The organism is Streptomyces sp. TSRI0107 (genome assembly GCF_001905845.1).
In the GTDB taxonomy this organism is placed as follows: Bacteria; Actinomycetota; Actinomycetes; order Streptomycetales; family Streptomycetaceae; genus Streptomyces.
On the sequence record NZ_LIVZ01000004.1, the window covers coordinates 254,516 to 281,420 of the forward strand.

The window sequence follows — 26,905 nt, forward strand, 5'->3', positions numbered from 1 at the left end:
TCACCATGGCATCGGCATTCGAATACGCCCCCGCGCCCGAGTCCCGCTCGGTCGTCGACATCGCCCCCTCCTACGGCTTGTTCATCGACGGCGAGTTCGCCGAGGCCGCGGACGGCAAGGTCTTCAAGACGGTCAGCCCGTCGACCGAGGAGGTCCTCTCCGAGGTCGCCCAGGCCGGCGAGGCGGACGTCGACCGCGCGGTGAAGGCCGCCCGCAAGGCGTTCGAGAAGTGGTCCGCGCTGCCGGGCTCCGAGCGCGCCAAGTACCTGTTCCGCATCGCCCGGATCATCCAGGAGCGCAGCCGCGAGCTGGCCGTCCTGGAGACCCTGGACAACGGCAAGCCGATCAGGGAGACGCGGGACGCCGACCTGCCGCTGGTCGCCGCGCACTTCTTCTACTACGCGGGCTGGGCGGACAAGCTGGGCCACGCGGGCTTCGGCCCGGACCCCCGGCCCCTCGGCGTGGCGGGCCAGGTCATCCCGTGGAACTTCCCGCTGCTGATGCTGGCGTGGAAGATCGCCCCGGCGCTGGCCACGGGCAACACGGTGGTGCTCAAGCCCGCCGAGACGACCCCGCTCTCCGCCCTGTTCTTCGCGGACGTCTGCCGCCAGGCGGGCCTGCCCAAGGGCGTCGTGAACATCCTCCCGGGCTACGGCGACGCGGGCGCCGCGCTCGTGGCGCACCCGGACGTGGACAAGGTCGCCTTCACCGGCTCCACCGGCGTCGGCAAGGAGATCGCCCGCACGGTCGCCGGCACCCGCAAGAAGCTGACCCTGGAGCTGGGCGGCAAGGGCGCCAACATCGTCTTCGACGACGCCCCGATCGACCAGGCCGTCGAGGGCATCGTCAACGGCATCTTCTTCAACCAGGGCCAGGTCTGCTGCGCGGGCAGCCGGCTGCTGGTGCAGGAGTCGATCCAGGAGGAACTCCTCGACTCCCTCAAGCGCAGGCTGTCCACCCTCCGCCTGGGCGACCCGCTGGACAAGAACACCGACATCGGCGCGATCAACTCCGCCGAGCAGCTCTCGCGCATCACCTCCCTCGTCGAGCAGGGCGAGGCGGAGGGCGCCGAGCGCTGGTCCCCGGCCTGCGAGCTGCCGGAGAGCGGCTACTGGTTCGCGCCGACGCTGTTCACGAACGTCACCCAGGCGCACACCATCGCCCGTGACGAGATCTTCGGCCCGGTCCTGTCGGTGCTGACCTTCCGCACCCCGGACGAGGCCGTCGCCAAGGCCAACAACACTCCGTACGGCCTGTCGGCGGGCATCTGGACGGAGAAGGGCTCCCGCATCCTTGCCGTGGCGAACAAGCTGCGCGCGGGCGTGATCTGGTCCAACACGTTCAACAAGTTCGACCCGACCTCGCCGTTCGGCGGTTACAAGGAGTCGGGCTTCGGCCGCGAGGGCGGCCGCCACGGCCTGGAGGCGTACCTCGATGTCTGACCGTCTCAGTGTTTTCAAGACCTACAAGCTGTACGTGGGCGGGAAGTTCCCGCGTTCCGAGAGCGGCCGGGTGTACGAGGTGACGGACTCGAAGGGCAACTGGCTGGCCAACGCTCCGCTGTCGTCCCGCAAGGACGCCCGGGACGCGGTCGTCGCCGCCCGCAAGGCGTTCGGCGGCTGGTCCGGCGCGACGGCGTACAACCGGGGCCAGGTCCTCTACCGCGTCGCGGAGATGCTGGAGGGTCGCCGGGACCAGTTCGTGCGCGAGGTCGCGGACGCGGAGGGCCTGTCGAAGTCGAAGGCCGCCGTCCAGGTGGACGCGACCATCGACCGCTGGGTCTGGTACGCGGGCTGGACCGACAAGATCGCCCAGGTGGTGGGGGGCGGCAACCCGGTGGCGGGCCCGTTCTTCAACCTGTCCTCCCCGGAGCCGACGGGCGTGGTGGCGATCGTCGCCCCGCAGGAGTCGTCGTTCCTCGGCCTGGTCTCCGTGGTGGCCCCGGTGATCGCCACCGGCAACACGGCGGTCGTGGTCGCCTCCGAGAAGTCCCCGCTGCCCGCGCTGTCCCTGGGCGAGGTGCTGGCCACCTCGGACGTCCCCGGCGGCGTGGTGAACGTGCTGTCCGGCCGTACGGCGGAGCTGGCGGCGCCGCTGGCCGCGCACCAGGACGTGAACGCGATCGATCTCGCGGGCGCCGACGAGACGCTGGCGAAGGAGCTGGAGGTCGCTGCGGCGGACAACCTCAAGCGCGTCCTGCGTCCACAGCCTGTGGACGAGGCCGGCTGGTCGGCAACCCCGGGCATCGACCGTATGACGGCGTTCCTGGAGACGAAGACGGTCTGGCACCCGACGGGTTCGCTGGGCGCGTCCGGCTCGTCGTACTAGCCGCTCCCCGCTCCGGCTGGAAGCCCCGGTCCTCCTCCGTCCAGGAGGGCCGGGGCTTCCGTGTGCCGTGCGTCAGATGCCGAGGCGCTGCGCGATGCCGTCGAGCACGCAGTCGAGGCCGAACTCGAACTCCCAGGCCCGGTCGTCCTTGCGGGCCGCGCTGAGCGCGTACTGCTCGTAGGCCGGATACCGGCCGGTGCCGATCAGGTATCCCATCTGCGGGGCGAGCGCCCGGCGGGTCTCGTCGCCGCTGGTCCAGCCCTTGCGCTGCTGGTAGTCCCGCAGGGCGATCTCGGTCTGGGCCGAGCCGTGCACGAAGGAGGTGACGGCCCGGAAGGCGGCCATCACCGAGTCGGCGTCCAGGCCGTGGGCGGCGAGCGCGGACAGCTGCCGTTCCGCCACGGCCATCCGGGACGGCGTCAGCATGACGACCGGGGTGGGCATGACCGCCATCCACGGGTGGGCGAGCATCAGCTCGCGCGTCTGCAGGGCGTAGGAGCGCAGCACCTCCCGCCACTCCGTCGCCCCGTCCGGCAGGGCCAGCTCCCGGGACACCCGGTCGATCATCAGCGCCCAGAGGTCGTCCTTGCCGTCGACGTGCCGGTAGGGCGCCATCGGCGCGACGCCGAGCTTGGTGGCGAGGCGGCGCATGGTGACGGCCGCGCCACCCTCCTCGTCGGCGATCTCGACCGCGGCGGCGGCGATCCGCTCCAGGGTCAGGGAGGCGCGGGGCGCCGGGGCGGGCCGCTCCAGTCGCTCCCAGAGAGTCGGCTCCACCGGCCCGCCGGCCTCCTCCTTCTTCCGATCGGCCACGACTCGGCTCCTCTCCGTCGGCCTGGTGTACAGCGTATCTCCAGTAGACGGCGTACACATCGATGTGTACGTTGTACACGTCCGATACGCCGTACATATCCGGGGGTCTCCCATGCCTGCCGCAGCCACCGCGCCGCTCCGCGTCGCCGTCGTCGTCGGCTCCACCCGCGAAGGCCGCTTCGCTCCCGTCGTGACCAGGTGGCTCGGCCTCCACCTCGCCGAGCGCGACGACATGCGCGCCGACGTCGTCGACCTCGCCGAGACCCCGTTGCCCACGGTGTTCCCGGCGTTCGGGCAGCAGCCGCCGCCCGGCACCGAGGAACGACTGGCCCTGGTCACACCCCGGCTCGCCGCCGCCGACGCGTTCGTCATCGTCACGCCCGAGTACAACCACAGCTTCCCGGCGTCACTGAAGAACGCGATCGACTGGCACGGCGAGGAGTGGCACGGCAAGCCGGTCGCCTTCGTCTCGTACGGCGGGCTGTCCGGCGGCCTGCGCGCCGTGGAACAGCTCCGGGTCGTCATGGCCGAGCTGAACGCCACGACCATCCGCAACACCGTCAGCTTCCACGACGCCTGGAGCCGCTTCGACGAGGACGGCCGCTGCAAGGACCCCGGCGCCGACACGGCCGCCAAGACCCTCCTCGACCAGCTCGCCTGGTGGGCGCACGCCCTGCGCGACGCCAAGACCGTCCGCCCGTACGTCGCCTGAGGCGATCCGGCCCCCAGAGAGGAGGAACCATGGACGCACGCACCGACGCAGCCGGCCCGGACACGACGGGCACGGGCGGACCCCGGGCGGGGACGGCCGGCGCGGACACCCCGCCCTCCCGGCTCGTCGTCCTCGGGCTGATGCTCGGCATCGTGCTCGCCACGCTCGACGGCACGATCATCGGCACCGCGCTGCCCACCGTCGTCGGCGACCTCGGCGGCCTCGACCACCTGTCGTGGGTGATCACCGCGTATCTGCTGACGAGCGCCGTCTCCACCCCCCTGTGGGGCAAGGTGGGCGACCTGTACGGCCGCAAGGGCAGCTACCTCGCCTCCATCGCCGTCTTCCTCGCCGGCTCCGTGCTCTGCGGACTGGCGCAGGACATGGGGCAGTTGATCGCCTTCCGGGCGCTGCAGGGCATCGGGGCGGGCGGACTGTTCGTCGGCGCCCTCTCGCTCCTCGGGACGCTGCTCACCCCCGCGCAGGCCGGGCGCTCCCAGGCGCTGATCGGGGTGCTGCTGCCGGCCGCGATGATCGGGGGCCCGCTGATCGGCGGCTTCCTCACCGACCAGCTGGACTGGCGCTGGACCTTCTACGTCAACGTGCCGGTCGGCGCGGTGGCCCTCGCCGTCATCGGCTTCGGGGTACGGCTGCGCCACGAACGCGTCCGGGCCCGCGTCGACCTCGCCGGCGCGGCCCTGCTGACCACTGCGATCCTCGCCGTGACCCTGCTCGCGAGCTGGGCCGGCACGACGTACGCCTGGACGTCCTTCCGGATCGTCGCGCTCGCCGTGCTGTCCGCCGCCGCGCTCGCCGCCTTCGTGCGGGTCGAGCGGCGCGCCCCGGAGCCGGTGATCCCGCCCCGGCTGTTCCGCGACCGCAACTTCACGGTGGCTCAGATCCTGAGCTTCCTCACGGGCGCGGCCATGCTGGCGACGGCCGGCTATCTGCCGCTGTACATGCAGTTCGTGCAGGACATGTCGGCCACCCGCAGCGGACTGCTACTGCTGCCGCTGATGCTGGGCATGATCGGCGCGCAGCTCGTCATCGGCCGGCGGGTGGCCGACGGCGGCCGCTATCGCGGCTATCCCATCGCGGGCGGGGCACTGGCCACGGCGGGTGCCCTGGCCCTGCTGGCGCTCGGCACCGGGACGAGCGCGGCCGCGGCCTCCGCGCTGACGCTGGCGCTCGGCGTGGGCCTCGGCTGTGTGATGCAGCCGACGATGCTGATCACCATGAACAGCGCCGACCCGCGCGACATGGGCGCGGCCAGCGGCACCCAGACGCTGCTGCGCACCATCGGCGGCTCGACCGGCGTCGCGGTGCTCGGCTCGGTGTACACGAACGGCCTCACGGCCACCGTGACGGACCGGCTCGGCGCCGCCGGCGAGCGGCTGACCGCCGGGGAGCTGACCCCGGCACTGCTGCGGGACCTCCCGGACCCGGTCCGCGACGCATTCCGGACGGGCGTCGTCGACGGAGTCCACGGCGTCGCGCTGGGCACGGCCGCGCTGTGCGCCGTGACGTTCGCGGTGTCCTGGCTGATCCGGGAAGTCCCGCTGCGGGGCGGGAAGCAGCCCTAGGGGGTGTCTCGTCGATCAGGCCGGATCAGGGAGCGGCGTCTGGTGCCGTGCATCGCAAGGCGGAGGAGGGAGTCGATGCGATGGGGGTCCCCCCTGCTCGAGCGGAGCCGAGAGCTTGGGGGAATCGGCGAGTGACGACAACGCGGCGAGGCGCGGTGCCAGACGCCGCGAGCCCGGCATGATCGACGAGACGCCCCCTAAGGGGCGTCTCGCCCCTGGGGAGCCGGCAGTCCTACGGCGCCAGCAGCCTGGCCACGTCGCCCACCACCGGAATGGCCCCGACGGACTGCGCCTGCGCCACCGGCCCGGTCAGCGCCTGGGACGTCAGGGGCTTGAAGTCGGCGAGCTGGGTGCCGACTCCGTTGTCGAGCGGGTCGACGCCGGTCCCGGCGAGCGGGTTGGGCTTGAGCCCGGCGACTGGGCCGGTGACGTACGGGAGTGCTCCGCCGAGCGCCCGCATCCCGCCCTGCGGGTCGATCTCGCCCAGCGAGGTGGCCCGCCACGGCACTTCCACCGAGGGGGCGTCGGCCGCGGCGGCCGTTGTGGCGCCCGCACCCAGAGCCGCGCCCGCGGTGGCGAGGGCGACCAGGGCGCGGCGGCCGGTCGGGGTCTTGGAGGAGTGGTGTCGGGCCATCGCTTCTGCCACCTTCTCATGCACTGGGTAACGTGTCAGACACGCAGGGTAGTTGAGGTGTGACGCACGCTTCAAAGCCGACCCGCGGGGTCGTTCGCGGGCCGGGCGATGCCTCACACTGGTGTCCCGTGAGCTCCCATCCGCCCATACCGACCCGAGTCGTGCTGCTCTGCGGCCCTTCCGGCTCCGGCAAGTCCCTCCTCGCCGCCCGCTCCGGCCTCCCGGTCCTGCGGCTCGACGACTTCTACAAGGAGGCCACCGACCCCACGCTGCCTCAGGTGGCGGGGAGCTCCGACATCGACTGGGACCACCCGGACTCATGGGACGCGGACACGGCGGTCGCCGCGATCACCGACCTGTGCCGCACGGGCCGTACGAACGTTCCCGTCTACGACATCTCACTGAGCGCCCGCACCGGCGAGGACACGATCGACATCGGGCGCACCCCGCTGTTCATCGCGGAGGGCATCTTCGCCGCCGAGATCGTCGGCCGCTGCCGGGAACTGGGCGTGCTCGCCGACGCGCTGTGCCTGAGCCGCGGCTCGGTGACGACCTTCCGCCGGCGTTTCCTGCGGGACCTCAAGGAGGGCCGCAATTCGGTGCCGTTCCTGCTGCGCCGCGGCTGGCGGCTGATGCGCGACGAGCGGTCCATCGTGGCCCGGCAGACCGCGCTCGGCGCCCACGCCTGCGACAAGGACGAGGCGATGGGCCGGCTGGCGGCCGCGGCGGCGGGCCGCTGCGCGACGGCGCGCACGCCGGCGTAGAGCCGAGACGCGCGCCCCCATACCCACGCGTCTCCGCACTCACGCGCCTCCGCACCCACGCGTCCCCGTACACAGCAGAACGGGACTGGACGGACCCCCCGGCCCTCCAGCCCCGCTCTCCTGTGCTCCCCCGTGTGACCCCCCGCGGGTCCCCCGTGACCCCCGTGGTTCCCCTCCCGTTACCGCTCCCCCGTGTCCCCCCTCACCTTCAGGCGACAAGCTCCCCGAAGGCGTCCTCCTCGTCACGGCCGAAGCTGAGGACCTCGTCCTCGCGCAGCCGGCGCAGGGAGCGCCAGATGCTGGACTTCACCGTGCCGACACTGATGTCGAGGATGTCCGCGATCTCCGGGTCCGTGCGGCCTTCGTAGTAGCGCAGGACCAGCATGGTGCGCTGGAGTTCGGGCAGCCGGGCCAGCGCCTGCCACAGGACCGCGCGCAGCTCGGTGCCGCGCATCGCGTCCGTGTCGCCGGGCGTCTCCGGCAGTTCCTCGGTCGGGTACTCGTTGAGCTTGCGGCGCCGCCAAGCGCTGATGTGCAGGTTGGTCATGGTGCGGCGCAGGTAGCCGCCGACCGCCGCCTTGTCACTGATCCGGTCCCACGCCCGGTAGGTCGAGAACAGCGCGCTCTGCAGCAGGTCCTCGGCCTCGAAGCGGTCACCGGTGAGGTGGTAGGCGGTTGCGTACAGGGAGGCGCGGCGTTCCTGGACGTAGGCCGTGAACTCGGCCTCCGACAGCGAGCGGCGCTCCCCCGATTCCTCCCTGTACGCGGATCCCCCGTGCGTTTCCCCCGTGAAACCGTCAACCACCGTCATGTACGCGGTGTGCTGACGCCCGGTGCCGCGAGCGCACCCCCGCCCGCTCACGGCACCGGACTTCTCGGAACCCCGGTGGGTGTTCACGTCGTGCAGACGCGTGATCACTGCGCTGGTGGTGGTGCCGTGCAGCGTGTTCATCTCGCGCCCCCCCGTCGTGGACTTCCCGGTGTTCTGTCTTGCTTCCGTGCTTGTGTCGAAAAGCTTGCCCGGGGGACTTCATGGCCGTGTCCGCCGACTGTCACAGACCTGTCACAGGGGTCGGCCACAGGAGGAGCACATCGTCGTCACAGAGACGAGCGATACGGCTACGCAGGCGCCCGAGTGTCGAATCCCGCACCGCCATGGGCCAGAATGAGGCGCGTGCCTTCCCTGTTGCTGATCGAGGACGACGACGCCATCCGTACGGCCCTGGAGCTCTCACTGACGCGCCAGGGACACCGGGTGGCGACCGCTGCCAGTGGTGAGGACGGTCTGAAGCTGCTGCGTGAGCAGCGACCGGATCTGATCGTGCTGGATGTGATGCTGCCCGGCATCGACGGGTTCGAGGTGTGCCGGCGCATCCGGCGCACGGACCAGCTGCCGATCATCCTGCTGACCGCGCGCAGCGATGACATCGACGTGGTGGTGGGCCTGGAGTCCGGCGCCGACGACTACGTGGTCAAGCCGGTGCAGGGGCGGGTGCTCGACGCCCGCATCCGGGCCGTGCTGCGGCGCGGGGAGCGGGAGTCGAACGACGCGGCGGCCTTCGGCAGCCTCGTCATCGACCGCGCGGCGATGACCGTGACGAAGAACGGGGAGGACCTGCAGCTCACGCCGACCGAGCTGCGGCTGCTCCTGGAGCTGAGCCGGCGGCCCGGTCAGGCGCTGTCCCGGCAGCAGCTGCTGCGGCTGGTGTGGGAGCACGACTACCTCGGTGACTCGCGGCTGGTGGACGCGTGTGTCCAGCGGCTGCGCGCGAAGGTGGAGGACGTGCCGTCGTCCCCGACGCTGATCCGTACGGTCCGTGGTGTGGGCTACCGACTGGATCCGCCTCAGTGACGGACCGGCAAGGGGGGTTCCGCGGCTGGACCGCGGCTCGCAAGGGAGTTCTGTCCGGGTTGCGCTTCACCAGTCTGCGGTTGCGGCTGGTGGTGGTGTTCGGGCTGGTCGCGCTGACGGCCGCGGTCTCGGCGTCGGCGATCGCGTACTGGCTCAACCGGGAGGCGGTGCTCACCCGTACCCAGGACGCGGTGCTGCGGGACTTCGAGCAGGAGATGCAGAACCGGGCGGGCGTGCTGCCCGAGTTCCCGGGACAGGACGAGCTGCAGCACACGGCGGGCCAGATGGCCGTGGGCGGGCAGCAGTTCAGTGTGCTGCTGGTCGCGAAGGACCGTGACGGGCGGACGGTGTACGGCAGTTCGGGCGGTCTGAACGGCTTCTCGATCGAGGACGTGCCCGCCTCGCTGCGCACGGCGGTGAACAAGGAGCAGCCGCTCACCTCGAACAACAAGTCGCCGTACCACCTGTACTGGCAGCGGACCGTCGACGACGGCACCCCGTACCTGGTGGCCGGTACCCGGGTGATCGGGGGCGGGCCGACCGGGTACATGCTCAAGTCGCTGGAGCCGGAGGCCAAGGACCTCAACTCGCTGGCCTGGTCGCTGGGGATCGCCACCGGTCTCGCGCTGATCGGCTCGGCGCTGCTCGCGCAGGCCGCAGCGACGACCGTGCTGAAGCCGGTGCACCGGCTCGGGGTCGCCGCGCGGCGGCTCGGGGAGGGCAAGCTGGACACCCGGCTCAGGGTGTCCGGGACCGATGAACTGGCCGATCTGTCGCGGACCTTCAACAACGCGGCCGAGGCGCTGGAGAAGCGGGTCGCCGACATGGCGGCGCGGGACGAGGCGTCGCGGCGGTTCGTCGCGGACATGAGCCACGAGCTGCGCACCCCGCTGACCGCGATCACCGCCGTCACGGAGGTCCTGGAGGAGGAGCTGGAGTTCGAGGGCGGCGGCATCGACCCGATGATCGAACCGGCCGTGCGGCTGGTGGTGAGCGAGACGCGGCGGCTGAACGACCTGGTCGAGAACCTGATGGAGGTCACCCGCTTCGACGCGGGCACCGCCCGGCTGGTCCTCGACGACGTCGACATCGCCGACCAGATCACCGCCTGCATCGACGCCCGTGCGTGGCTGGACGCGGTGGAGCTGGACGCCGAGCGGGGCATCCACGCCCGGCTGGACCCGCGCCGCCTCGACGTGATCCTCGCCAACCTCATCGGCAACGCGCTCAAGCACGGCGGATCGCCGGTGCGGGTGTCGGTCCGGGAGGCGGACGACGCGGTCGTGATCGCGGTGCGCGACCACGGGCCCGGCATTCCCGAGGACGTGCTGCCGCATGTCTTCGACCGGTTCTACAAGGCCAGCGCCTCCCGGCCGCGTTCCGAGGGCAGCGGGCTCGGCCTGTCGATCGCCCTGGAGAACGCGCACATCCACAGCGGTGAGATCACCGCCGCGAACTCCCCGGAGGGCGGCGCCGTGTTCACGCTGCGGCTGCCCAAGGACGCCTCGGAGGTGGCGCGGCAGGACGCCGAACAGCAGGCGGGCGGCGGCGCGCAGAAGGGCGAGGGCTCCTGATGGACGTACGACGCGGCGCACGCCGTCTGCTGTCGGTGCCCGTGCTCGCCGGGACGCTCGCCGCGCTGCTCACCGGCTGCGGGATCCGGGCCACGGAGGTGCCGACCGACTTCGGTCCCGCGCCCTCGCGGGCGCACTGTTCGCCGGCCGGTCCGGACGTGACCACGCAGGCCTCGCGCGGGATGCCGGTGCAGGTGTTCCTGCTGTGCGGCTCGTCGCTGGTGGCCGTGGACCGGACGGTACGGGTCGCGGAGGGCGCGACGGACACCGAGCGGCGGGTGCTGGTGGCGCAGGGGCTGCTGGACGAGCTGACGGAGGCGCCGTCGCCGGCCGAGACGGACGCCGGGTACGAGACGGACGTGCGCGGCGGTACGGCGGTGGCCGGGCCGCGCCGCGGGGACCCGGAGGACACGCTGCGGCTGAGCACGCCGCCGTCCGGGATCGGGTCGGTCGCGCTGGCCCAGATCGTGTGCACGTTCTCCGACTCGGCGGCGGCCGAGGGCGACGGCTCGGTGATCCTGGGCGGACCCGGCGACCAGGCGCCGCGCCGCTACAAGTGCACGGACGACGTGCGCGCCCGGCCGGGGTCGGCGGAGCCGCCGTCCTCGAGTGTGTCCGGCGAGTGACGTGACCCCGCCCGAAGGGGCTGCCGTACGGGTGTGGCGCATGCCTCACCCGTACGCGCGACGGCAACCCGGAACCGATCCCGCCGACGGTCGCGTCTAGGGGGGCGTGCAGCGTCAAGGCTCCAGGGGCGGCAGCGCCGCGATCCGCATCCGTGTGACAGGAGGTGTCCTCCTCGTCGCGCACCTCGCGTTCGTCGCCTGGCTGACACTGCGCCCGCTGGACGTCCCCTGGGTGATGCCCGCCAATCTGCGTCCGCTCGACGGCATCCGGGCCGATCTCGCGCTGGGCTGGCCCGAGGCGACGCGGCAGCTCGGGGAAGGGCTCGCGCTGCTCGCGCCGCTGGGCGTGCTGCTGCCGATGGCGGGCGGGCGGCTGACCGAGTCGCCGCTGGTCTCGTTCGTGCGTACGACCGCCGCCGGCGTGCTGATCTCGCTGGCCATCGAGCTGCTGCAGACCGGGGTGCCGGGGCGGGTCGTGAATGTCGACTCGCTGCTGCTGAACACCGCCGGCGTGGCGCTCACGCATCTCGCCCTCGTCCCGGCCGGGCGGGCCCGGCTGCGGCGCCGGCTGGAGTGCCGGCGGCGGGCCGCGCTCCCCCAGGAGGAGCCGGCTCAGGGTCGGACCCCGACGATTCCCAGGGTCGGGATCGCCCCGTGGAGCGATGTTCTGCCCCCTTCGTCTCCGTAGCGTGGACGGTAGTTGAGGCAGCCGCCAGGGCCGCCTCCGGCCGACGCTCACGGCCCGCGAGCCGAGAGAAGAAGGAGTCGCCATGTCCCGCCTTGCCCGCCCCACCAGCGGCCGGATGATCGGCGGAGTGTGCGCAGCGCTGGCAGGGCGCTTCGGCACCTCCGCGACGACGATGCGCGTGATCTTCCTGGCCTCCTGCCTGCTGCCGGGGCCGCAGTTCCTGCTCTACCTGGCCCTGTGGATACTGCTGCCCTCCGAGGGCAAGGCGGCGCGCACGGCCTGGTGACCCCGGCCGGGCCGGTACGCCGACGGGGCGCACCCCTCGTCCCAGGGGTGCGCCCCGTCGGCGCGTGGGGGTGCCGGTCAGCCCAGCGGGATGCCGTTCACCGGGATGCCGTGGGTGGGCAGGCCCTGCACCGGCAGACCGCCGAGCAGTCCGTTGACCGGTGCGGTCGGGCCCTCGGCGAGCACCTGCTGGGCGACGGGCTGCGCGGCGGCCAGCCCGGCCTCGAGCGCGGTCTGCCCCTGGGCCAGCGCCTCGCCGGAGCCCGGGAGCGCCTGGGAGACGTTCTCCGCCGGGAGGGTGCGGGTCACGGTGTCCAGGGCCTGACCGGCTGCGTCGGGGACGCCCGGCGCGGCGGCGTTGGCGGCGCCCGCACCGGCGGCGGCGAAGGCGGCACCGAGCGCGGCGACACCGAGGGTCTTGGCAGCAGACTGCTTCATGGTGAATTGCGTCCTTGACTGACTCGAAACGGGATGACGGTGAGAAAGAACGGGTGGGAAATGGGAGGCGCCCAAGAACGTAAACACGCCCGACCGGCCGCCGCAAACATCGAAATGCGGACGGATGGTGAACACCCTCTGGAGAAACCCGATCCCCCTGGTCCCCCGATCAGCCCTTCGGAGTAGTGAAACCGCTGGTGGAGGCAGTCTGCTGGAACAGCCACTCGGATTTCAGCTCTGCATATCCGGGCTTGACGACGTCATTGATCATGGCCAGCCGTTCATCGAAAGGAATGAACGCTGATTTCATCGCATTGACGGAGAACCATTGCATGTCGTCGAGCGTGTAACCGAATACGTCGACCAGGTGCTCGAATTCCCGGCTCATGCTCGTGCCCGACATAAGCCTGTTGTCCGTATTGACCGTGGCCCGGAAGTGCAGGCGGCGCAGCAGGCCGATCGGATGCTCGGCGTAGGAGCGGGCGGCGCCGGTCTGGAGGTTGGAGGTCGGGCACAGCTCCAGCGGGATGCGCTTGTCCCGGACGTACGAGGCGAGCCGGCCGAGCCGGACCGTGCCGTCGGCGGCGACCTCGATGTCGTCGACGATCCGCACACCGTGCCCGAGCCGGTCGGCGCCGCACCACTGGAGGGCCTGCCAGATGGACGGCAGCCCGAACGCCTCACCGGCATGGATCGTGAAGTGGTTGTTCTCCCGCTTCAGGTACTCGAAGGCGTCGAGGTGCCGGGTGGGCGGATGCCCGGCCTCGGCGCCCGCGATGTCGAAGCCGACGACGCCCTCGTCGCGGTAGCGGTTGGCGAGTTCGGCGATCTCCAGGGAGCGGGCGGCGTGCCGCATCGCGGTGAGCAGCGCGCCGACGCGGATCCGCCGGCCCTCTTCCCTGGCCCGGCGCTCGCCCTCGCGGAAGCCCTCGTTCACGGCCTCGACGACCTCTTCGAGGGTGAGGTCGCCCTCCAGGTGCTGTTCGGGGGCGTAGCGGACCTCGGCGTAGACGACTCCGTCCGCGGCCAGGTCCTCGGCGCACTCGGCGGCGACCCGGACCAGGGCGTCGCGGGTCTGCATGACGCCGACGGTGTGCGAGAAGGTCTCCAGGTACCGCTCCAGCGAGCCGGAGTCGGCGGCCTCCCGGAACCAGAGGCCCAGCTTGCCGGGGTCGGTCTCGGGGAGCTGGGAGTAGCCCGTCTGCCGGGCGAGTTCGACGACCGTGCCGGGACGCAGGCCGCCGTCGAGGTGGTCGTGGAGCAGAACCTTGGGTGCCCGGCGGATCTGGTCCGGGCTCGGGGTGGTCCCCATCCGGTCAGTCTGGCGCGTCATTTTCGCACTGTAACCCCTACGCGCGTAGATCGCGTTTCCCAACACCCGCGTCGATACGCAACGGTGACCGCACGGACCGATGGCGTACACCCGCGCTTCTGACACTGTTCTGTCATGGCACAGCAAGCGACGGCGGTTCGCAGGGCCAGGCTGGGGCGGGCGTTCGGTCCGGAGCCGACGGCGGTGAGCGGTGTGGTACTGCTGCTCCCGGGCGGCGACGAGGTCTCCGACCGAAGACCCTCACCGCTGCCGTCGGCCGGGCCCGTGAGAGGGCTGGGGCGACGGCTCCAGCGGGCCGGCGCGGCGGACGGGCTCGCGGTACACGTGGTGCGGTACCGCTACCGCGGCTGGAACGGCAGCGAGGCCCGGCTCGCCCATGACGCGGCCTGGGCCGCGGACGAGGTCGTACGCCGGTACGGGGACGTGCCCGTGTGTCTCGCCGGGTACGACATGGGCGGGCGGGCGGCGCTGCGGGCGGGCGGGCACGACGCCGTCAACTCCGTCGTCGCGGTCGCCCCTTGGCTGCCGGAGGACGATGTCGCGGCATCACCCGAACCGGTGAAACAGCTGGCGGGGCGGCGCGTGCTGGTCGTGCACGGGACGAACGACGAGCGGACCGATCCCGAGCTGTCGTTCCGGCTGGCGGAGCGGGCGAAGAAGGTGAACCGGCAGGTGTGCCGGTTCGAAGTGCACTCGGACCGGCACCGGTTGCAGCAGCACCGGGAGGAAGTGCGGGCGCTCGTCGAGGACTTCGTGATGGGGGCGGTGTTCGGACGGCCGTTGTCGCGGCCGGTGGAGGACGCGCTGGCGGCTCCGCCGCCGCTGGGCTTGCGGATGCCGCTGGCCTCCGGGTTCGGGAAGTCGTTGCGGCGGTAGCGGCGCCGGGGTGCCCTCCGCGTCTCAGGTCAGCAGGCTTCCCTTCCTGGAGAGCAGGAACTTCTTGAAGGCGGCCACCGGGGGCGTGTCCACGCTGCCGGCCAGCCAGGCGACGCCGATCTCGCGTACCGCGCGCGGTGCCGTGACCGTCAGTTCCGCGACTCCCGGGCGGGGGACGGCGGGCGGCGGCAGCAGGGCGACGCCCAGGCCCGCCGCCACCAGACCCCTCAGCGTCTCCGCCTCCTCCCCCTCGAAGGCGACCTTCGGGCGGAAGCCCGCCTCCTGGCAGAGGTCGTCGGTGATGCGGCGCAGGCCGTAGCCGGGTTCCAGGGTGACGAAGGACTCGTCGGCCGCCTCGGCGAGGCGGACGCGCTTGCGGGCGGCCAGACGGTGGTCGGCGGGGACGACCAGGCGGAGCTTCTGTTCGTCCAGGCGGCGGGCGACCAGGTCGGGGGCGTCGGGGACGGGGGAGGTCAGACAGAGGTCGAGGCCGCCGGCGCGCATGCGCTCGATCATGGCCTCGCCGTAGTTCTGGACGAGGGTGAAGCGCACGCGCGGGTGCTCCGCGCGGAAGGCGCGGATGAGGCCGGGTACGGTCTCCGTGCCCATGGTGTGCAGGAAGCCGAAGGCGACCTTGCCGGTGGTCGGGTCGGCGTCCGCGCGGACCTCCTCGGCGGCCCGCTCGACCTCCGCGAGGGCACGTTCGACGGAGGTCAGGAAGGTGCGCCCGGCGGGGGTGAGGGCGACGGTGCGGCCGCGGCGGGCGAACAGCTCCACCCCCAGGTCCTGCTCGAGGCGGACCATGGCCCGGGAGAGCGTCGACTGGGGGACGTTCATCTCCTGGGCGGCGCGGGTGACGTGCTCGGTGCGGGCGACGCCCGCGAAGTACGCGAGGCGCGGAGCCAGCGTCATCGCCATGTCTTCTGTGTCACCGGACTGTGACAGGTGGGCCTGTGACCTCTGCTGATGCGCCATGGGAACGATTATGGCGATTCCATGCATTGGACGGATGAGCGAGGGCGTCCGTACGGTCGAAGCATGACTCCCGCCAGTACCGGGGCGTCCACCATCGTGGGCGCCGTAAAGACCGTTCCCGACTCGCGTATGGCCCCGGGCGGGCCCGGCTACCGCCGGATGAGTTTCGCCCTGTTCCTCGCGGGCGTCGCGACCTTCGCGCTCCTCTACTCCACGCAGGCACTGCTCCCGCTGATCTCCGGTGACTTCGGGGTGACGGCGAGCGAGGCCAGCTGGACCGTGGCGGCCTCCACCGGCGGGCTCGCGCTGTTCGTCATCCCGATGAGCGCCCTGTCCGAGCGGTTCGGGCGGCGTACGGTCATGACGGCGTCCCTGGCGGTGGCGGTGACCGTCGCGCTGCTGGTGCCGTTCGCGCCCTCGCTGACCGCGCTGGTCGCCCTGCGCGCCGTACAGGGCGCGGCGCTGGCCGGAGTCCCGGCGTCGGCGACGGCGTATCTGGCGGAGGAGGTCCGGCCGAAGGCGCTGATCACCGCGATCGGCCTGTTCGTCGCGGGCAACAGCGTCGGCGGGATGAGCGGCCGGGTGATCACCGGCTGGGTCGCGCAGGAGTGGGGCTGGCGGGTCGCGCTGGGCGCGCTGGGACTGGTCGCGGTGGGCTGCGCGATCGCCTTCCGGCTGCTGCTGCCGGCGCCGCGGCACTTCGCACCGGGCTCGCTGCGCCCGCGGGTGCTGGCCCGCACGGTCCGCGCGCACCTCGCCGACCCGCTGCTGCGGCGGCTGTACGCGATCGGCGCGCTGTTCATGACCGTCTTCGGCGGGGTGTACACGGTGATCGGCTACCGCCTGACGGACGCGCCGTTCTCGCTCCCGCAGGGCGTCGTCGGCTCGGTCTTCCTGGTGTACCTGGTCGGGACGGTGTCCGCGTCGGCGGCGGGCCGGCTGGTCGGCCGGCTGGGCCGCCGGGGCGCGCTCTACCTGGGCGGCGGCACCACCGCCGCGGGGCTGCTGCTGTCGCTGGCCGACTCGCTGCCGCTGGTGCTGCTGGGTCTGGTGCTGATCACGGCGGGCTTCTTCGCCGGGCACGCGGTGGCCTCGTCGGCGGTCAGCAAGACGGCGACCCACGGGCGGGCGCAGGCCGCGGCGCTGTACCAGTCGGCGTACTACGTCGGCTCCAGCGTGGGCAGTACGGCGGGTGCCGTCGCCTTCCACGCGGGCGGCTGGGCCGGGACGGTCGGGGTCGGGCTGCTGGCGGTGGCCGGAGTCGTCGGCATCACCGTGCTCGGATCGGTGGCCGCGGCGCGGACTCTCGCCCGGACCGCCTGACCGGCCACGCCCCTCACCTGCGGTTCCCCGGCTCCGGGGGCCGTTGTCAGTGGGCTGCGGTAGCTTCCGGAGTGCTGGAGCGCGAAGGCGCGGCACCGTAGCGGCCACAGGGGTGGGTGGACCATGAGCAACACCACGGCGACGACGGATCTCGACGTCGAACTGGAGAAGTACCGGGTCGAGCTGACCGGCTACTGCTATCGCATGCTCGGCTCCTCCTTCGAGGCCGAGGACGCGGTGCAGGACACCCTGGTCCGCGCCTGGCGGAGTCACGAGAAGTTCGAAGGCCGCTCCAGTCTGCGGTCCTGGCTGTACCGGATCGCGACCAACGTCTGCCTGGACATGCTGACGGCCGGCAACAAGCGCGCGCGGCCGATGGACCTGTCGGAGGCGACACCGCTCGCGCAGGCCGCCCTCTCCCCCCGCCCGGACCACACCTGGCTGGAGCCGATGCCGGACGCCCGGGTGCTGCCAACCACCGCCGACCCGGCGGAGGCGGCGGTCGCCAAGGAGTCGGTACGGCTGGCCTTCATGGCGGCGCTCCAGCAACTGCCCGCCAAGCAGCGGGCGGTGCTGATCCTTCGGGAGGTGCTGGCCTGGAAGGCGAGCGAGGTCGCCGAACTCCTCGGCACCTCCGTCGCCTCCGTCAACAGCGCTCTCCAGCGGGCCCGCGCCACCCTCGCCGAGCGGCCCGACCCCGCCGCCGACGCGGCGGTGTCCGACCCGCTCGACGCGGACCAGCAGAAGCTCCTGGAGCGCTATGTGGCGGCCTTCGAGGGCTACGACATGACGGCGCTGACCGCGTTGCTGCACGAGGACGCGGTCATGACGATGCCGCCGTTCGACCTGTGGCTGCGCGGCACGGCCGACATCACCGGCTTCATGACCACCGTCGGCTCCGCTTGCGCGGGCTCGCGGCTGCGGCCCGTCGAGGTCAACGGACTGCCCGGGTTCGCGCACTACAAGCCGGACCCGGAGGCGGGCGGCTTCACGCCGTGGGCGGTGCAGGTCCTGGAGATATCAGACGGCCGGATCACCGGGTTCCACTGCTTCCTGGACACCGAGCGGTGGTTCCCGCTGTTCGGGCTGCCCCTCCACCTCGAAGCGGAGGCCGACCAGGTCGAGCAGGGCGTGTAGCGCCGGGGCGGGGTTCCGCAGCCGGATCCGGCCCCCGGCGCGCCGGGCCGTCAGCTGGAGCCGGGCGAGCAGGTCGACGGTGGCCAGCCCGGGTGGTCCGAGCGCGCCGACGTCGCACACCACGACCGTCGGCCCGCCGCCCTCCAGCAGGACGCGCACGTCCTCGCACAGCCCGCCCACCTCCTCCCGGGTGACGGGTCCGGCCAGCACGATGTCCGCGGGTGTCATGGCATCCACGTGCGGTAGACCCGGCGGGCCCGCCGGACTCATCGCGGGGCGGCGTCACCGGCATCACATTGACCGGAAACCGCTTCCCGCAGAGGGTTGCTTGCATGCCACACGCATCGCCTCCCTCCGCCTTGTCCGGCCGCCGCCACGTGGTCGAGGCGGTGCCGTGCAGGGGGTGCTGAGCGGGTTCTCGGTGATCGCGGTGGTGATCGGCGTCGGGTATGCCATTGGCCGACGCGGATACCTCGGCGAACAAGGCCGCGAGGTGCTGACCAAGCTCGCCTTCCACGTCGCCTCCCCCGCGCTGCTGTTCACCACGCTCGCGGGGGCCGACCTCTCGGTGGTCTTCTCCACCCGGCTGCTGGTGACGGCACTGAGCACGGCGGCGGTGGCCGGGGTGTTCGTGGCAGTGGGCGTCGTACGCCGCTGGGGAGTGGGCCGTACGACGATCGGCGCGCTGTGCGCCGGATACGTCAACTCGGGCAACCTCGGCATCCCGATCGCCGTGTACGTGCTGGGCGACGCCTCGCTGGTGGCGCCGGTGCTGTTGTTCCAGCTGGTCGGGGTGACACCGGTCGCGCTGACGGTGCTGGACCTCGCGGCCGGCGGGGCGAGACGGCCGCTGTGGCAGCGGCTGCTGACGCCGCTGCGGAACCCGATCGCGCTGGGCTCGCTGGCCGGGGTGGCGGTGTCGGCGGCGGGTGTCCCGGTGCCGGGGCCGGTCATGGACCCCCTGACTTTGATCGGCAACATGTCCGTACCCGCCGTCCTCCTCGCCTTCGGCATCTCCCTGCGGGGCGGCACACTGCCGTTGCGGGGCGCGGAGAAGGCGCCCGTGCTGCTGGCGGTGGGCCTCAAGACCGTCGCCCAGCCGGTGATCGCGTGGGTACTGGCGGCGGGGGTCTTCGGGCTGCGGGGTGCGGCGCTGCTGGACGTGGTGGTGACGTCGGCGCTGCCGGCCGCGCAGAACCTGTTCACGTACGCCAGCAGCTATCGGGTGGGCGAGGTGCTGGCGCGGGAGGCGGTGCTGTTGTCGACGGTGGTTTCGGTGCCGGGGTTGGTGCTGGTGGCGGCGGCGCTGGGGTGACGCCGCGTCAGTCGACCGGGAACTCGCCGGTGTCGAGGGTGAGGCCGAACGGCTCCGGCAGCTTGATCGGGTCACCGAACTTGACCGCGCTCAGGACCCGGTAGACGTCGCCCTTCGGCTCTCCGTAGAGCGTCACCGTGGGCCCGCCGGGAGCCCAGCGGTCGACGAGGAGGTACAGCGGGATGGCGGCCGTCGCGTAGGCGGCGGGCTTGCTGACGCGGTCGTGGCGGGCGTTGGACTGGGAGGTCACCTCGACGACGAGTTCGGCGAGAGCACCGGAGATATGGGAGTCCGACTCCGCACACTCCCGTACCGGAGCCACCAGCAGGTCCGGAATGAACATGCCCAGCCGTGAGGGCACGGCGATGGCCTGAGTTTGAAAGATGCCCCAGTCCTCAGGGATCACGGAGTAGAGGCGACGCTGAATACGTTCTGCGATGACGTTGTGGCGGGACGCTGGAGCAGGTGACACGGTGACGATCCCCTCGATGATCTCCACCTTGCTGCCCTCGGGCCATTCCATCTCCTCCCAGAACCGGACGAGGTCGTCCCAGCCCTGCTCGGGGTCATGGCTGACGGTGAGTGCGCTCATGGCGGTCTCCTATCGGTGCGTCACCGATCCCAGCATGCCGAACGGGACCGGCGGGGGTCCACCGGTCCCGTTCACCCGAAAGGGAAACCGCCTGGTCAGGCGATACGTTCCAGCACCACCGGCGTCGGCGTGAAGTCCGTGCCGGGGGCCGCGATGTCGTAGGAGCCGTCGACCGCCTGGAGGGCGTAGTCGAAGCGCTCCGGGGTGTCGGTGTGGAGGGTCAGCAGGGGCTGGCCCTCCGTCACGGTGTCGCCCGGCTTGGCGTGGAGTTCCACGCCCGCCGCCGCCTGCACCGGGTCCTCCTTGCGGGCGCGGCCCGCGCCGAGGCGCCAGGCGGCGATGCCGATGTCGTAGGCGTCGAGACGGGTCAGGACGCCCGACGACGGGGCCTTCACCACGTGCTGCTCACGCGAGGTGGGCAGGGCCGCGTCCGGGTCGCCGCCCTGGGCCGCGATCATGCGGCGCCAGACGTCCATCGCCGAGCCGTCGGCCAGGGCCTTCGCCGGGTCGGCGTCCTTCACGCCCGCCGCGTCGAGCATCTCGCGGGCCAGCGCGATGGTCAGTTCCACGACGTCCGCGGGGCCGCCGCCGGCCAGCACCTCGACCGACTCGCGGACTTCGAGGGCGTTGCCCGCGGTCAGGCCGAGGGGGGTCGACATGTCCGTCAGGAGGGCGACCGTCTTCACGCCGCTGTCCGTGCCGAGGCCCACCATCGTCGACGCCAGTTCGCGGGCGTCCTCGATGGTCTTCATGAAGGCGCCGGTGCCGACCTTGACGTCCAGGACCAGGGAGCCCGTGCCCTCGGCGATCTTCTTCGACATGATCGAGGAGGCGATCAGCGGGATGGCCTCCACCGTGCCGGTCACGTCGCGCAGGGCGTACAGCTTCTTGTCGGCGGGGGCCAGGCCGTCACCCGCCGCACAGATCACCGCGCCCGTCGTGTCCAGGACGTTCAGCATCTCCTCGTTGGAGAGCAGGGCCCGCCAGCCCGGGATGGACTCCAGCTTGTCCAGCGTGCCGCCGGTGTGGCCGAGGCCGCGGCCCGAGAGCTGCGGAACGGCCGCGCCGCAGGCGGCGACCAGCGGGGCCAGCGGAAGGGTGATCTTGTCGCCGACGCCGCCCGTGGAGTGCTTGTCCGCCGTCGGGCGGGACAGGGACGAGAAGTCCATGCGCTCGCCGCTCGCGATCATCGCGGCGGTCCAGCGGGCGATCTCCCGGCGGTTCATGCCGTTGAGCAGGATCGCCATCGCGAGCGCGGACATCTGCTCGTCGGCGACCTCTCCGCGGGTGTACGCGTCGATGACCCAGTCGATCTGCGCGTCGCTCAGCTCACCGCGGTCCCGCTTGGTGCGGATGACGGAGATGGCGTCCATGGCCATGGATTTCCTTCCGGTGGTACGGGAAGAGCGCGGCCCCTCTGATCGGGTATCGGTTCAGAGGGGCCGCGGGGAGTTACTTGGTGAGATGGTCCGGGCCGAAGGCCTGGGGCAGCATCTCCGCGAGGCGGAGGATTCCCGCCGGGGTCTCCAGCAGGAGGTCCGGGCCGCCGTGCTCGTACAGCAGCTGCCTGCAGCGGCCGCACGGGACGAGGATGTCGCCGTTGCCGTCGACGCAGGTGAAGTGCGTCAGCCGGCCGCCGCCGGTGCGCTGCAGCTCGGAGACGAGGCCGCACTCGGCGCACAGGCCGAGGCCGTAGGAGGCGTTCTCCACGTTGCAGCCGGAGACCGTGCGGCCGTCGTCGACGAGGGCGGCGACGCCGACGGGGTAGCCCGAGTAGGGGGCGTACGCGTGGGACATGGCGTCCCGCGCCACCTCCCTCAGGGCCTCCCAGTCGACGGTCACTTGCCCTGTCCCTTCCGGTACGGCATTCCGTCCGCCTTCGGCATCCGCAGCCGCTGCGCCGACAGGGCGAGGACGACCAGCGTGATGACGTACGGCGTGGCGGAGACGACCTGGTTGGGGACCTCGTTGGTGCCCGCGTACCAGGCGAACACCAGCAGGCCCACGATCAGGGTGATACCCGCGGAGGTGTACTTCTTGCGGATCGCCAGCCAGATCGCGCCGATCAGCAGGAGCAGCGCGCCGAGCAGCAGCAGCGCGTGGACGTTCTCGGAGCCGCCGCGCAGGTTGAGGCTGTCGGTGTAGCCGAAGAGTCCGGCGCCGATGGCGAGGCCGCCCGGCATCCAGTTGCCGAAGATCATCGCCGCGAGGCCGATGTAGCCGCGGCCGCTGACCTGGCCCTCCAGGTAGAAGGGGTTGGCCACGATGGACAGGAAGGCACCGCCGAGGCCGGCCAGGCCGCCGGAGATGATCACGGCCAGGTACTTGTACTTGTAGACGTTGACGCCGAGGGACTCGGCGGCGACCGGGTTCTCGCCGCAGGAGCGCAGCCGCAGGCCGAAGGCCGTACGCCACAGGATCCACCAGGTGGCGGGGACCAGCGCGATGGCGATCAGGGTCAGCCAGGACACGTTGGTGACCAGGCCGCCGAGCAGGCCGGCGATGTCGGAGATCAGGAACCAGCCCTGGTCGTTGAGGTCCCTGAGGGCGTCGGACAGGCCCGGCACCGTGAAGTGGCCGAGGGACTCCACCGCCGGGGACTGCTTGGCGGAGCCGCCCTCGTGGCCCTCGAAGGCGAGGGGGGCCAGGTAGCGGGTGGCGCCGAGGGCGAGGATGTTGATCGCCACACCGGAGACGATGTGGTTGACGTTGAAGGTGACGGTGACGAAGGCGTGCAGCAGGCCGCCGAGGCAGCCGCCGATGATGCCGACCAGGACACCGGTCCACGGGCCCCACTGGAAGCCGGCCCAGGCGCCGAACCAGGTGCCGAGGATCATCATGCCCTCGAGGCCGATGTTCACGACACCCGCGCGCTCGGCCCACAGGCCGCCGAGACCGGCGAGGCCGATCGGCACGGCGAGCTGGAGGGCGGTGGACATCTGGCTGACGTTGGTGATGCCGTCGGCGCCGGTGATGATGCGGACGAGCGAGGTCAGCGCCAGGGCTCCGGCGATGACCAGCAGCAGCACGGGCCACGACATCCGGCGGCCGGTCGGCGCCGCGGGCTGCAGCGTGGGCTGGTTGACGTCAGTCGGAGAGACGGGGGCGGTCATCGGCCAGCCACCTCCTTCGTGTTGTTGGCGCCGAGCACGTGACCGGCGGCGAGTTCCGCGCCGACCCGGCGCTGCTGGCGGCGCAGGCCCCACTCGCGGACGGCCTCGTAGGAGACGACGACCGAGAGCACGATCAGGCCCTGCATGATGACCGCGATCTCCTTGTCGTAGCCGTGGAAGTCCAGCTCGGGCGAGGCCTTGTCGAGCCAGGCCCACAGCAGGGCGGCGAACGCGATGCCGACGGGGCTGTTGCGGCCGAGCAGGGCGATGCCGATGCCGAGGAAGCCGATGCCCGTCGGGAAGTTGAGGCTGTAGGTGTGGGTGTCGCCCATGAGGATCGGCAGACCGGCGAGGCCCGCGATCGCGCCGGAGATCAGCATGGCGGTGAGGACCATGCGCTTGGGGTCGACGCCGCTGGCGGCCGCCGCGGTCTCGGAGGCACCGGAGGCACGCAGGTCGAAGCCGAAGCGGGTGCGGTTGAGGACGACCCAGTAGCCGATGCCGAGCAGCACGGCGAGGACGACCAGGCCGTAGATCTCGCCGGCCGCGCCCAGGTCGATGCCGGGGATCCAGCCGGACTCGTGCATCTCGCCGGTGGTGTTGTTGTTGCCGACCTTCACACCGAAGACGTCCGGCAGCCACAGGTAGGCGATGACGGAGGTGGCGATCGCGTTCAGCATGATCGTCGCGACGACCTCGCTGACGCCGCGGGTGACCTTGAGGACACCGGCGATGCCGGACCAGAACGCGCCGGTGAGCAGCGCGGTGAGCAGCAGCAGCGGCACCTGGAGGACGGCCGGCAGGTCGGCGTGCGCGCCGACGATGGCGGCCATCATGGCGGCGAGCTGGTACTGGCCGTCGACGCCGATGTTGAACAGGTTCATCCGGAAGCCGATGGCCACCGCGAGGGCCGCGATGTAGTACAGCGTGGCCTGGTTGATGATCCGGACCTGGATGTCGGAGAAGGTGGCCTGCTCGAACATCACGGCGAACGGCTCGACCGGGTTCTTGCCGGAGGCGATCAGCACGATGGCGCTGAGCGCGAAGGCCACGGCGAGCGCGATGACCGGTCCGGCCACCGCGAGGAGCACGCGCTCCTTGTCGAACTTCTTCATCAGCGGGCCTCGTCTTCCGTACCCGGGCCGTCGGTCGGGGTCTCTTCGTGTTCGAGATGGCCGGTGGCGGCGCCGGTCATGGCGGAGCCCAGCTCCTCGGGCGTGATCGTCGCCGGGTCGGCGTCCGCGACCAGCCTGCCGTTGTAGATCACCCGGAGGGTGTCGGACAGGCCGATCAGCTCGTCCAGGTCGGCGGAGATCAGCAGCACGGCCAGGCCCTCGCGGCGGGCCTCGCGGATGTGGTCCCAGATCGCGGCCTGCGCGCCGACGTCCACACCGCGGGTGGGGTGGGCGGCGATCAGGAACTTCGGGTTGTGGCTCATCTCGCGGCCGACGATCAGCTTCTGCTGGTTGCCGCCGGAGAGGGAGGCCGCGGTGACGTCGATGCCCGGGGTGCGGACGTCGTACGCGGTGACGATCCGGCGGGTGTCGGCCTGCGCGGCCTTCGGGTCCAGCCAGACGCCCTTGGCGTTGGGCTTCTCGGTGACGTGGCCGAGGATGCGGTTCTCCCAGAGGGGTGACTCCAGGAGCAGGCCGTGGCGGTGGCGGTCCTCGGGGATGTAGCCGATGCCCTGCTCGCGGCGCTTGCGGGTGGCCCAGGCGGTGATCTCCTCGCCCTCCAGGGCGATGGTGCCGGAGTCGGCGTGCTTGAGGCCGATCAGCGCGTCGACCAGCTCGGTCTGGCCGTTGCCCTCGACGCCGGCGATGCCCAGGACCTCGCCCGCGTGGATGGTGAAGGTGATGTCGTCGAGGACCGCCTTGCCGCCGGGGGCCTCCAGACGCAGCTTGTCGACGGTGAGCACCGGGCGGTCGGTGACCGTGGACTCGGCGGTCTCCGGGGTGGGCAGCTCGCTGCCGACCATCATCTCGGCGAGCTGACGCGGGGTGATCTCGGAGGGGACGGCCGTGCCGACGGTGGTGCCGCGGCGGATGACGGTGATGTCGTCGGCGACCGACAGGACCTCGCCCAGCTTGTGGGAGATGAAGATGACCGACAGGCCCTCGGCCTTCAGCTCGCGCAGGTTGTCGAAGAGCGCGTCGACCTCCTGCGGCACGAGCACGGCGGTCGGCTCGTCGAGGATCAGGGTGCGGGCGCCGCGGTAGAGGACCTTGAGGATCTCCACGCGCTGGCGGGCGGCGACGCCGAGCTCCTCGACCAGGAGGTCGGGGCGCACGTCGAGGCCGTAGCGCTCGGAGATCTCCTTGATCTTGCGGCGGGCCTTGGCGCCGATGCCGTACAGCTTCTCGCTGCCCAGCACGACGTTCTCGAGCACGGTCAGGTTGTCGGCCAGCATGAAGTGCTGGTGGACCATGCCGATGCCGCGGGTGATCGCGTCGGCGGGGCTGTGCAGGGTGACCTGTTCGCCGTCGATGGTGATGGTGCCCTCGTCCGGCTTCTGCATGCCGTAGAGGATCTTCATCAGCGTCGACTTGCCGGCGCCGTTCTCGCCGACGAGGGCGTGGACGGTGCCCTTGCGGACGGTGAGGTGGATGTCGTGGTTGGCCACGACTCCGGGGAATCGCTTGGTGATCCCGGCGAGTTCGACGGCGGTCGCCTGACCGTTGACCGCCGCTCCGGCCGGAGGGCTGCTGGACGCGTTGATGGCGCACTCTCCTGGGGACGGGGGTCGTCTACGCGCGTAGCGCCCCTACGGCATCGAAAGGGGGCGACGCACCGCGACAACGGGGTACGGGGAGACAGCCTCCCCGTACCCCGTTGAGCGGACGTAACCCCGCGGTTACACAGTGCTCAGGGTCTTGCGGATCAGCTGGACTTGACCTTGATCTCGCCGCTGATGATCTTCTTCTTGGCGGTCTCGACGGCCTTCTGGACCTCGGCGTCGTCCGCGAACTTCGGGTTGGAGTTCGACAGGCTCACCTCACCGGACTTCAGATCGCCACGAACGATACCGGTCTGCGGCTTGCCGTCCTCGACCGACTTCGCGAGGTTGTAGACCGCCTTGGCCACGTCCTTCATGGCCGAGGTGAGGATCGAGTCCTTGTACTTGGCGAGGGCTTCCTGCTGGTACTGGTCGGAGTCGACACCGATCGCCCACACCTTGTTGGCGGCGGCGGCCTCGATCACGCCCTGACCGGAGAGACCGGCGGCCGCGTAGACGACGTCGGCCTTCTTCTCGATCTGGCCCTCGGCGGCCGTCTTGCCCTTGTCGGGGCTGGAGAAGCCGCCCTCCTCGGCCGTCTGGGTCAGGTACTGGGAGAGCACCTTCACCTTCGGGTCGGTGTCCTTGACGCCCTGCTCGAAGCCCGCCTGGAACTTGTGGATCAGCGGGATGTCCACACCGCCGACGAAACCGACGACGTCGCTCTCGGTGGACTTGGCGGCGGCGACGCCGGCCAGGTAGGAGGCCTCCTCCTCGGAGAACACCAGGTCGGCGACGTTCTTCGCCTCGACCGTGGAGTCGTCGACGATGCCGAAGGTGGTGTCCGGGTACTTCTCGGCGGCGCCCTTGATGGCGGAGGCGTAGGCGTAGCCGACACCGATGACCGGGTTGTAGCCCTGCTTGGCCAGCGACTCCAGACGCTGCTGCTTGTCGGCGTCGGTCTCGCCCTCGGTGGGCTCGATGTCCGCCGTCTCGTACTTGAACGCCTTCTTCGCCTGCTCCAGGCCCGCGTACGCGGCGTCGTTGAAGGACTGGTCGCCCTTGCCGCCGACGTCGTAAGCGATGGCGAGGCCCTTGTCGCTGTCCGAGGACGAGCTGCTCTCGGTGGAGGTGCCGCCGCAGGCGGAGAGAGCGAGGGCAAGGGAGGCGGTCGCTGCGCCCGCGACCGCGATACGGGAAACCCGGCGCATGTGTGGTGCTCCTGTCG

28 protein-coding genes are annotated in these 26,905 nt (G+C 71.5%); 14 read left to right on the forward strand and 14 right to left on the reverse strand.

Going from position 1 to position 26,905, the window contains the following annotated elements; all coding sequences use genetic code 11:
* Nucleotides 1-5 precede the first annotated feature (5 nt).
* Together AMK31_RS11505 and AMK31_RS11510 are read left to right on the forward strand one after the other, a co-directional pair.
* Nucleotides 6-1,442 (forward strand): aldehyde dehydrogenase family protein, encoded by a 1,437-nt coding sequence (locus AMK31_RS11505; protein ID WP_073940359.1) that lies wholly within the window; start codon nucleotides 6-8, stop codon nucleotides 1,440-1,442.
* Nucleotides 1,435-2,328, forward strand: a complete 894-nt coding sequence (locus AMK31_RS11510) for an aldehyde dehydrogenase family protein (RefSeq protein WP_073940360.1) — start codon at nucleotides 1,435-1,437, stop codon at nucleotides 2,326-2,328. Before AMK31_RS11505 ends, AMK31_RS11510 begins: the two co-directional genes overlap by 8 nt.
* 72 nt (nucleotides 2,329-2,400) lie before the next feature.
* Here the strand turns inward: AMK31_RS11510 and AMK31_RS11515 are convergent, their stop codons facing one another.
* Nucleotides 2,401-3,141, reverse strand: a complete 741-nt coding sequence (locus tag AMK31_RS11515) for a TetR/AcrR family transcriptional regulator (RefSeq protein WP_073940361.1) — start codon at nucleotides 3,139-3,141, stop codon at nucleotides 2,401-2,403.
* Between the two features lie 112 nt (nucleotides 3,142-3,253).
* Here AMK31_RS11515 and AMK31_RS11520 point away from each other — a divergent pair, with 112 nt between their 5' ends.
* Entirely contained in the window at nucleotides 3,254-3,853 is a 600-nt protein-coding gene (locus tag AMK31_RS11520; protein ID WP_073940362.1) for an NADPH-dependent FMN reductase, read from the forward strand.
* A 29-nt stretch (nucleotides 3,854-3,882) separates the two neighbouring features.
* On the forward strand, nucleotides 3,883-5,436 hold the full coding sequence (locus AMK31_RS11525; RefSeq protein WP_274535961.1) for an MDR family MFS transporter: 1,554 nt from the start codon (nucleotides 3,883-3,885) through the stop codon (nucleotides 5,434-5,436).
* Between the two features lie 232 nt (nucleotides 5,437-5,668).
* Here the strand turns inward: AMK31_RS11525 and AMK31_RS11530 are convergent, their stop codons facing one another.
* The gene (locus tag AMK31_RS11530; RefSeq protein ID WP_073940364.1) at nucleotides 5,669-6,070 is read right to left on the reverse strand and encodes a hypothetical protein; all 402 of its coding nucleotides are present in this window, start codon (nucleotides 6,068-6,070) and stop codon (nucleotides 5,669-5,671) included.
* A 128-nt stretch (nucleotides 6,071-6,198) separates the two neighbouring features.
* Between AMK31_RS11530 and AMK31_RS11535 the strand changes: the two genes are divergently transcribed.
* On the forward strand, nucleotides 6,199-6,834 hold the full coding sequence (locus AMK31_RS11535) for a uridine kinase family protein (RefSeq protein ID WP_385310987.1): 636 nt from the start codon (nucleotides 6,199-6,201) through the stop codon (nucleotides 6,832-6,834).
* Between the two features lie 208 nt (nucleotides 6,835-7,042).
* Here the strand turns inward: AMK31_RS11535 and AMK31_RS11540 are convergent, their stop codons facing one another.
* Nucleotides 7,043-7,786: a SigE family RNA polymerase sigma factor gene (locus tag AMK31_RS11540; RefSeq protein WP_073940366.1), complete on the reverse strand. Its 744-nt coding sequence runs from the start codon at nucleotides 7,784-7,786 to the stop codon at nucleotides 7,043-7,045.
* Nucleotides 7,787-8,008: 222 nt separating this feature from the next.
* On the opposite strand from AMK31_RS11540, the gene afsQ1 reads away from it, so the two are divergent.
* The 5 genes from afsQ1 (at nucleotide 8,009) to AMK31_RS11565 (ending at nucleotide 11,860) form a co-directional block, all read left to right on the forward strand.
* The gene (gene afsQ1 / locus AMK31_RS11545) at nucleotides 8,009-8,686 is read left to right on the forward strand and encodes a two-component system response regulator AfsQ1 (RefSeq protein ID WP_073940367.1); all 678 of its coding nucleotides are present in this window, start codon (nucleotides 8,009-8,011) and stop codon (nucleotides 8,684-8,686) included.
* A complete protein-coding gene (locus AMK31_RS11550) occupies nucleotides 8,683-10,260 on the forward strand; it encodes a sensor histidine kinase (RefSeq protein ID WP_073940368.1) in 1,578 nt (525 codons plus the stop codon). Before afsQ1 ends, AMK31_RS11550 begins: the two co-directional genes overlap by 4 nt.
* On the forward strand, nucleotides 10,260-10,886 hold the full coding sequence (locus AMK31_RS11555) for a hypothetical protein (RefSeq protein WP_073940369.1): 627 nt from the start codon (nucleotides 10,260-10,262) through the stop codon (nucleotides 10,884-10,886). Before AMK31_RS11550 ends, AMK31_RS11555 begins: the two co-directional genes overlap by 1 nt.
* Before the next feature lie 106 nt (nucleotides 10,887-10,992).
* Entirely contained in the window at nucleotides 10,993-11,574 is a 582-nt protein-coding gene (locus AMK31_RS11560; RefSeq protein ID WP_073940370.1) for a VanZ family protein, read from the forward strand.
* Nucleotides 11,575-11,656: 82 nt separating this feature from the next.
* Nucleotides 11,657-11,860: a PspC domain-containing protein gene (locus AMK31_RS11565; RefSeq protein ID WP_073940371.1), complete on the forward strand. Its 204-nt coding sequence runs from the start codon at nucleotides 11,657-11,659 to the stop codon at nucleotides 11,858-11,860.
* A 77-nt stretch (nucleotides 11,861-11,937) separates the two neighbouring features.
* Here AMK31_RS11565 and AMK31_RS11570 read toward each other — a convergent pair whose 3' ends face one another.
* Nucleotides 11,938-12,297: an ATP-binding protein gene (locus AMK31_RS11570; protein ID WP_073940372.1), complete on the reverse strand. Its 360-nt coding sequence runs from the start codon at nucleotides 12,295-12,297 to the stop codon at nucleotides 11,938-11,940.
* A 169-nt stretch (nucleotides 12,298-12,466) separates the two neighbouring features.
* Entirely contained in the window at nucleotides 12,467-13,630 is a 1,164-nt protein-coding gene (locus AMK31_RS11575; protein ID WP_073940373.1) for an adenosine deaminase, read from the reverse strand.
* Nucleotides 13,631-13,744: 114 nt separating this feature from the next.
* Here AMK31_RS11575 and AMK31_RS11580 point away from each other — a divergent pair, with 114 nt between their 5' ends.
* Nucleotides 13,745-14,506: an alpha/beta hydrolase gene (locus AMK31_RS11580; protein WP_073940374.1), complete on the forward strand. Its 762-nt coding sequence runs from the start codon at nucleotides 13,745-13,747 to the stop codon at nucleotides 14,504-14,506.
* A 24-nt stretch (nucleotides 14,507-14,530) separates the two neighbouring features.
* On the opposite strand, the gene AMK31_RS11585 is transcribed toward AMK31_RS11580, so the two are convergent.
* A complete protein-coding gene (locus tag AMK31_RS11585; RefSeq protein WP_073940375.1) occupies nucleotides 14,531-15,481 on the reverse strand; it encodes a LysR family transcriptional regulator in 951 nt (316 codons plus the stop codon).
* Nucleotides 15,482-15,544: 63 nt separating this feature from the next.
* On the opposite strand from AMK31_RS11585, the gene AMK31_RS11590 reads away from it, so the two are divergent.
* Together AMK31_RS11590 and AMK31_RS11595 are read left to right on the forward strand one after the other, a co-directional pair.
* Nucleotides 15,545-16,804 (forward strand): MFS transporter, encoded by a 1,260-nt coding sequence (locus AMK31_RS11590; protein ID WP_073940376.1) that lies wholly within the window; start codon nucleotides 15,545-15,547, stop codon nucleotides 16,802-16,804.
* Nucleotides 16,805-16,927: 123 nt separating this feature from the next.
* A complete protein-coding gene (locus tag AMK31_RS11595) occupies nucleotides 16,928-17,941 on the forward strand; it encodes a sigma-70 family RNA polymerase sigma factor (protein ID WP_073940377.1) in 1,014 nt (337 codons plus the stop codon).
* Here AMK31_RS11595 and AMK31_RS11600 read toward each other — a convergent pair.
* On the reverse strand, nucleotides 17,825-18,211 hold the full coding sequence (locus AMK31_RS11600) for an STAS domain-containing protein (RefSeq protein WP_073940378.1): 387 nt from the start codon (nucleotides 18,209-18,211) through the stop codon (nucleotides 17,825-17,827). The two genes, AMK31_RS11595 and AMK31_RS11600, sit on opposite strands and share 117 nt — an antisense overlap.
* A 124-nt stretch (nucleotides 18,212-18,335) precedes the next feature.
* Between AMK31_RS11600 and AMK31_RS11605 the strand changes: the two genes are divergently transcribed.
* The gene (locus tag AMK31_RS11605) at nucleotides 18,336-19,256 is read left to right on the forward strand and encodes an AEC family transporter (RefSeq protein WP_073940379.1); all 921 of its coding nucleotides are present in this window, start codon (nucleotides 18,336-18,338) and stop codon (nucleotides 19,254-19,256) included.
* A 7-nt stretch (nucleotides 19,257-19,263) separates the two neighbouring features.
* Here the strand turns inward: AMK31_RS11605 and AMK31_RS11610 are convergent, their stop codons facing one another.
* The 7 genes from AMK31_RS11610 to AMK31_RS11640 all read right to left on the reverse strand — a co-directional run bounded on the left by AMK31_RS11610 (nucleotide 19,264) and on the right by AMK31_RS11640 (nucleotide 26,888).
* A complete protein-coding gene (locus tag AMK31_RS11610) occupies nucleotides 19,264-19,848 on the reverse strand; it encodes a Uma2 family endonuclease (RefSeq protein ID WP_073940380.1) in 585 nt (194 codons plus the stop codon).
* 95 nt (nucleotides 19,849-19,943) lie between these two features.
* Nucleotides 19,944-21,221 (reverse strand): thymidine phosphorylase, encoded by a 1,278-nt coding sequence (locus AMK31_RS11615; protein WP_198948474.1) that lies wholly within the window; start codon nucleotides 21,219-21,221, stop codon nucleotides 19,944-19,946.
* A 79-nt stretch (nucleotides 21,222-21,300) separates the two neighbouring features.
* A complete protein-coding gene (locus AMK31_RS11620) occupies nucleotides 21,301-21,690 on the reverse strand; it encodes a cytidine deaminase (protein WP_073940382.1) in 390 nt (129 codons plus the stop codon).
* The gene (locus AMK31_RS11625) at nucleotides 21,687-22,961 is read right to left on the reverse strand and encodes an ABC transporter permease (protein WP_073940383.1); all 1,275 of its coding nucleotides are present in this window, start codon (nucleotides 22,959-22,961) and stop codon (nucleotides 21,687-21,689) included. Before AMK31_RS11625 ends, AMK31_RS11620 begins: the two co-directional genes overlap by 4 nt.
* A complete protein-coding gene (locus AMK31_RS11630) occupies nucleotides 22,958-24,076 on the reverse strand; it encodes an ABC transporter permease (RefSeq protein WP_073940384.1) in 1,119 nt (372 codons plus the stop codon). Before AMK31_RS11630 ends, AMK31_RS11625 begins: the two co-directional genes overlap by 4 nt.
* Nucleotides 24,076-25,680 (reverse strand): ABC transporter ATP-binding protein, encoded by a 1,605-nt coding sequence (locus AMK31_RS11635; RefSeq protein WP_073940385.1) that lies wholly within the window; start codon nucleotides 25,678-25,680, stop codon nucleotides 24,076-24,078. Before AMK31_RS11635 ends, AMK31_RS11630 begins: the two co-directional genes overlap by 1 nt.
* A gap of 161 nt (nucleotides 25,681-25,841) precedes the next feature.
* On the reverse strand, nucleotides 25,842-26,888 hold the full coding sequence (locus AMK31_RS11640; protein ID WP_073940386.1) for a BMP family lipoprotein: 1,047 nt from the start codon (nucleotides 26,886-26,888) through the stop codon (nucleotides 25,842-25,844).
* Nucleotides 26,889-26,905: the final 17 nt, after the last annotated feature.

Bases quoted from the DNA above. Each gene is read 5' to 3' on its own strand.
- AMK31_RS11505 (WP_073940359.1), top strand. From the start codon at position 6: ATGGCATCGGCATTCGAATACGCCCCCGCGCCCGAGTCCCGCTCGGTC.
- AMK31_RS11510 (WP_073940360.1), top strand. From the start codon at position 1,435: ATGTCTGACCGTCTCAGTGTTTTCAAGACCTACAAGCTGTACGTGGGC.
- AMK31_RS11520 (WP_073940362.1), top strand. From the start codon at position 3,254: ATGCCTGCCGCAGCCACCGCGCCGCTCCGCGTCGCCGTCGTCGTCGGC.
- AMK31_RS11525 (WP_274535961.1), top strand. From the start codon at position 3,883: ATGGACGCACGCACCGACGCAGCCGGCCCGGACACGACGGGCACGGGC.
- AMK31_RS11530 (WP_073940364.1), bottom strand. From the start codon at position 6,070: ATGGCCCGACACCACTCCTCCAAGACCCCGACCGGCCGCCGCGCCCTG.
- AMK31_RS11540 (WP_073940366.1), bottom strand. From the start codon at position 7,786: ATGAACACGCTGCACGGCACCACCACCAGCGCAGTGATCACGCGTCTG.
- AMK31_RS11555 (WP_073940369.1), top strand. From the start codon at position 10,260: ATGGACGTACGACGCGGCGCACGCCGTCTGCTGTCGGTGCCCGTGCTC.
- AMK31_RS11565 (WP_073940371.1), top strand. From the start codon at position 11,657: ATGTCCCGCCTTGCCCGCCCCACCAGCGGCCGGATGATCGGCGGAGTG.
- AMK31_RS11570 (WP_073940372.1), bottom strand. From the start codon at position 12,297: ATGAAGCAGTCTGCTGCCAAGACCCTCGGTGTCGCCGCGCTCGGTGCC.
- AMK31_RS11575 (WP_073940373.1), bottom strand. From the start codon at position 13,630: ATGACGCGCCAGACTGACCGGATGGGGACCACCCCGAGCCCGGACCAG.
- AMK31_RS11580 (WP_073940374.1), top strand. From the start codon at position 13,745: ATGGCACAGCAAGCGACGGCGGTTCGCAGGGCCAGGCTGGGGCGGGCG.
- AMK31_RS11585 (WP_073940375.1), bottom strand. From the start codon at position 15,481: ATGGCGCATCAGCAGAGGTCACAGGCCCACCTGTCACAGTCCGGTGAC.
- AMK31_RS11590 (WP_073940376.1), top strand. From the start codon at position 15,545: ATGACTCCCGCCAGTACCGGGGCGTCCACCATCGTGGGCGCCGTAAAG.
- AMK31_RS11595 (WP_073940377.1), top strand. From the start codon at position 16,928: ATGAGCAACACCACGGCGACGACGGATCTCGACGTCGAACTGGAGAAG.
- AMK31_RS11600 (WP_073940378.1), bottom strand. From the start codon at position 18,211: ATGAGTCCGGCGGGCCCGCCGGGTCTACCGCACGTGGATGCCATGACA.
- AMK31_RS11610 (WP_073940380.1), bottom strand. From the start codon at position 19,848: ATGAGCGCACTCACCGTCAGCCATGACCCCGAGCAGGGCTGGGACGAC.
- AMK31_RS11615 (WP_198948474.1), bottom strand. From the start codon at position 21,221: ATGGACGCCATCTCCGTCATCCGCACCAAGCGGGACCGCGGTGAGCTG.
- AMK31_RS11625 (WP_073940383.1), bottom strand. From the start codon at position 22,961: ATGACCGCCCCCGTCTCTCCGACTGACGTCAACCAGCCCACGCTGCAG.
- AMK31_RS11630 (WP_073940384.1), bottom strand. From the start codon at position 24,076: ATGAAGAAGTTCGACAAGGAGCGCGTGCTCCTCGCGGTGGCCGGACCG.
- AMK31_RS11640 (WP_073940386.1), bottom strand. From the start codon at position 26,888: ATGCGCCGGGTTTCCCGTATCGCGGTCGCGGGCGCAGCGACCGCCTCC.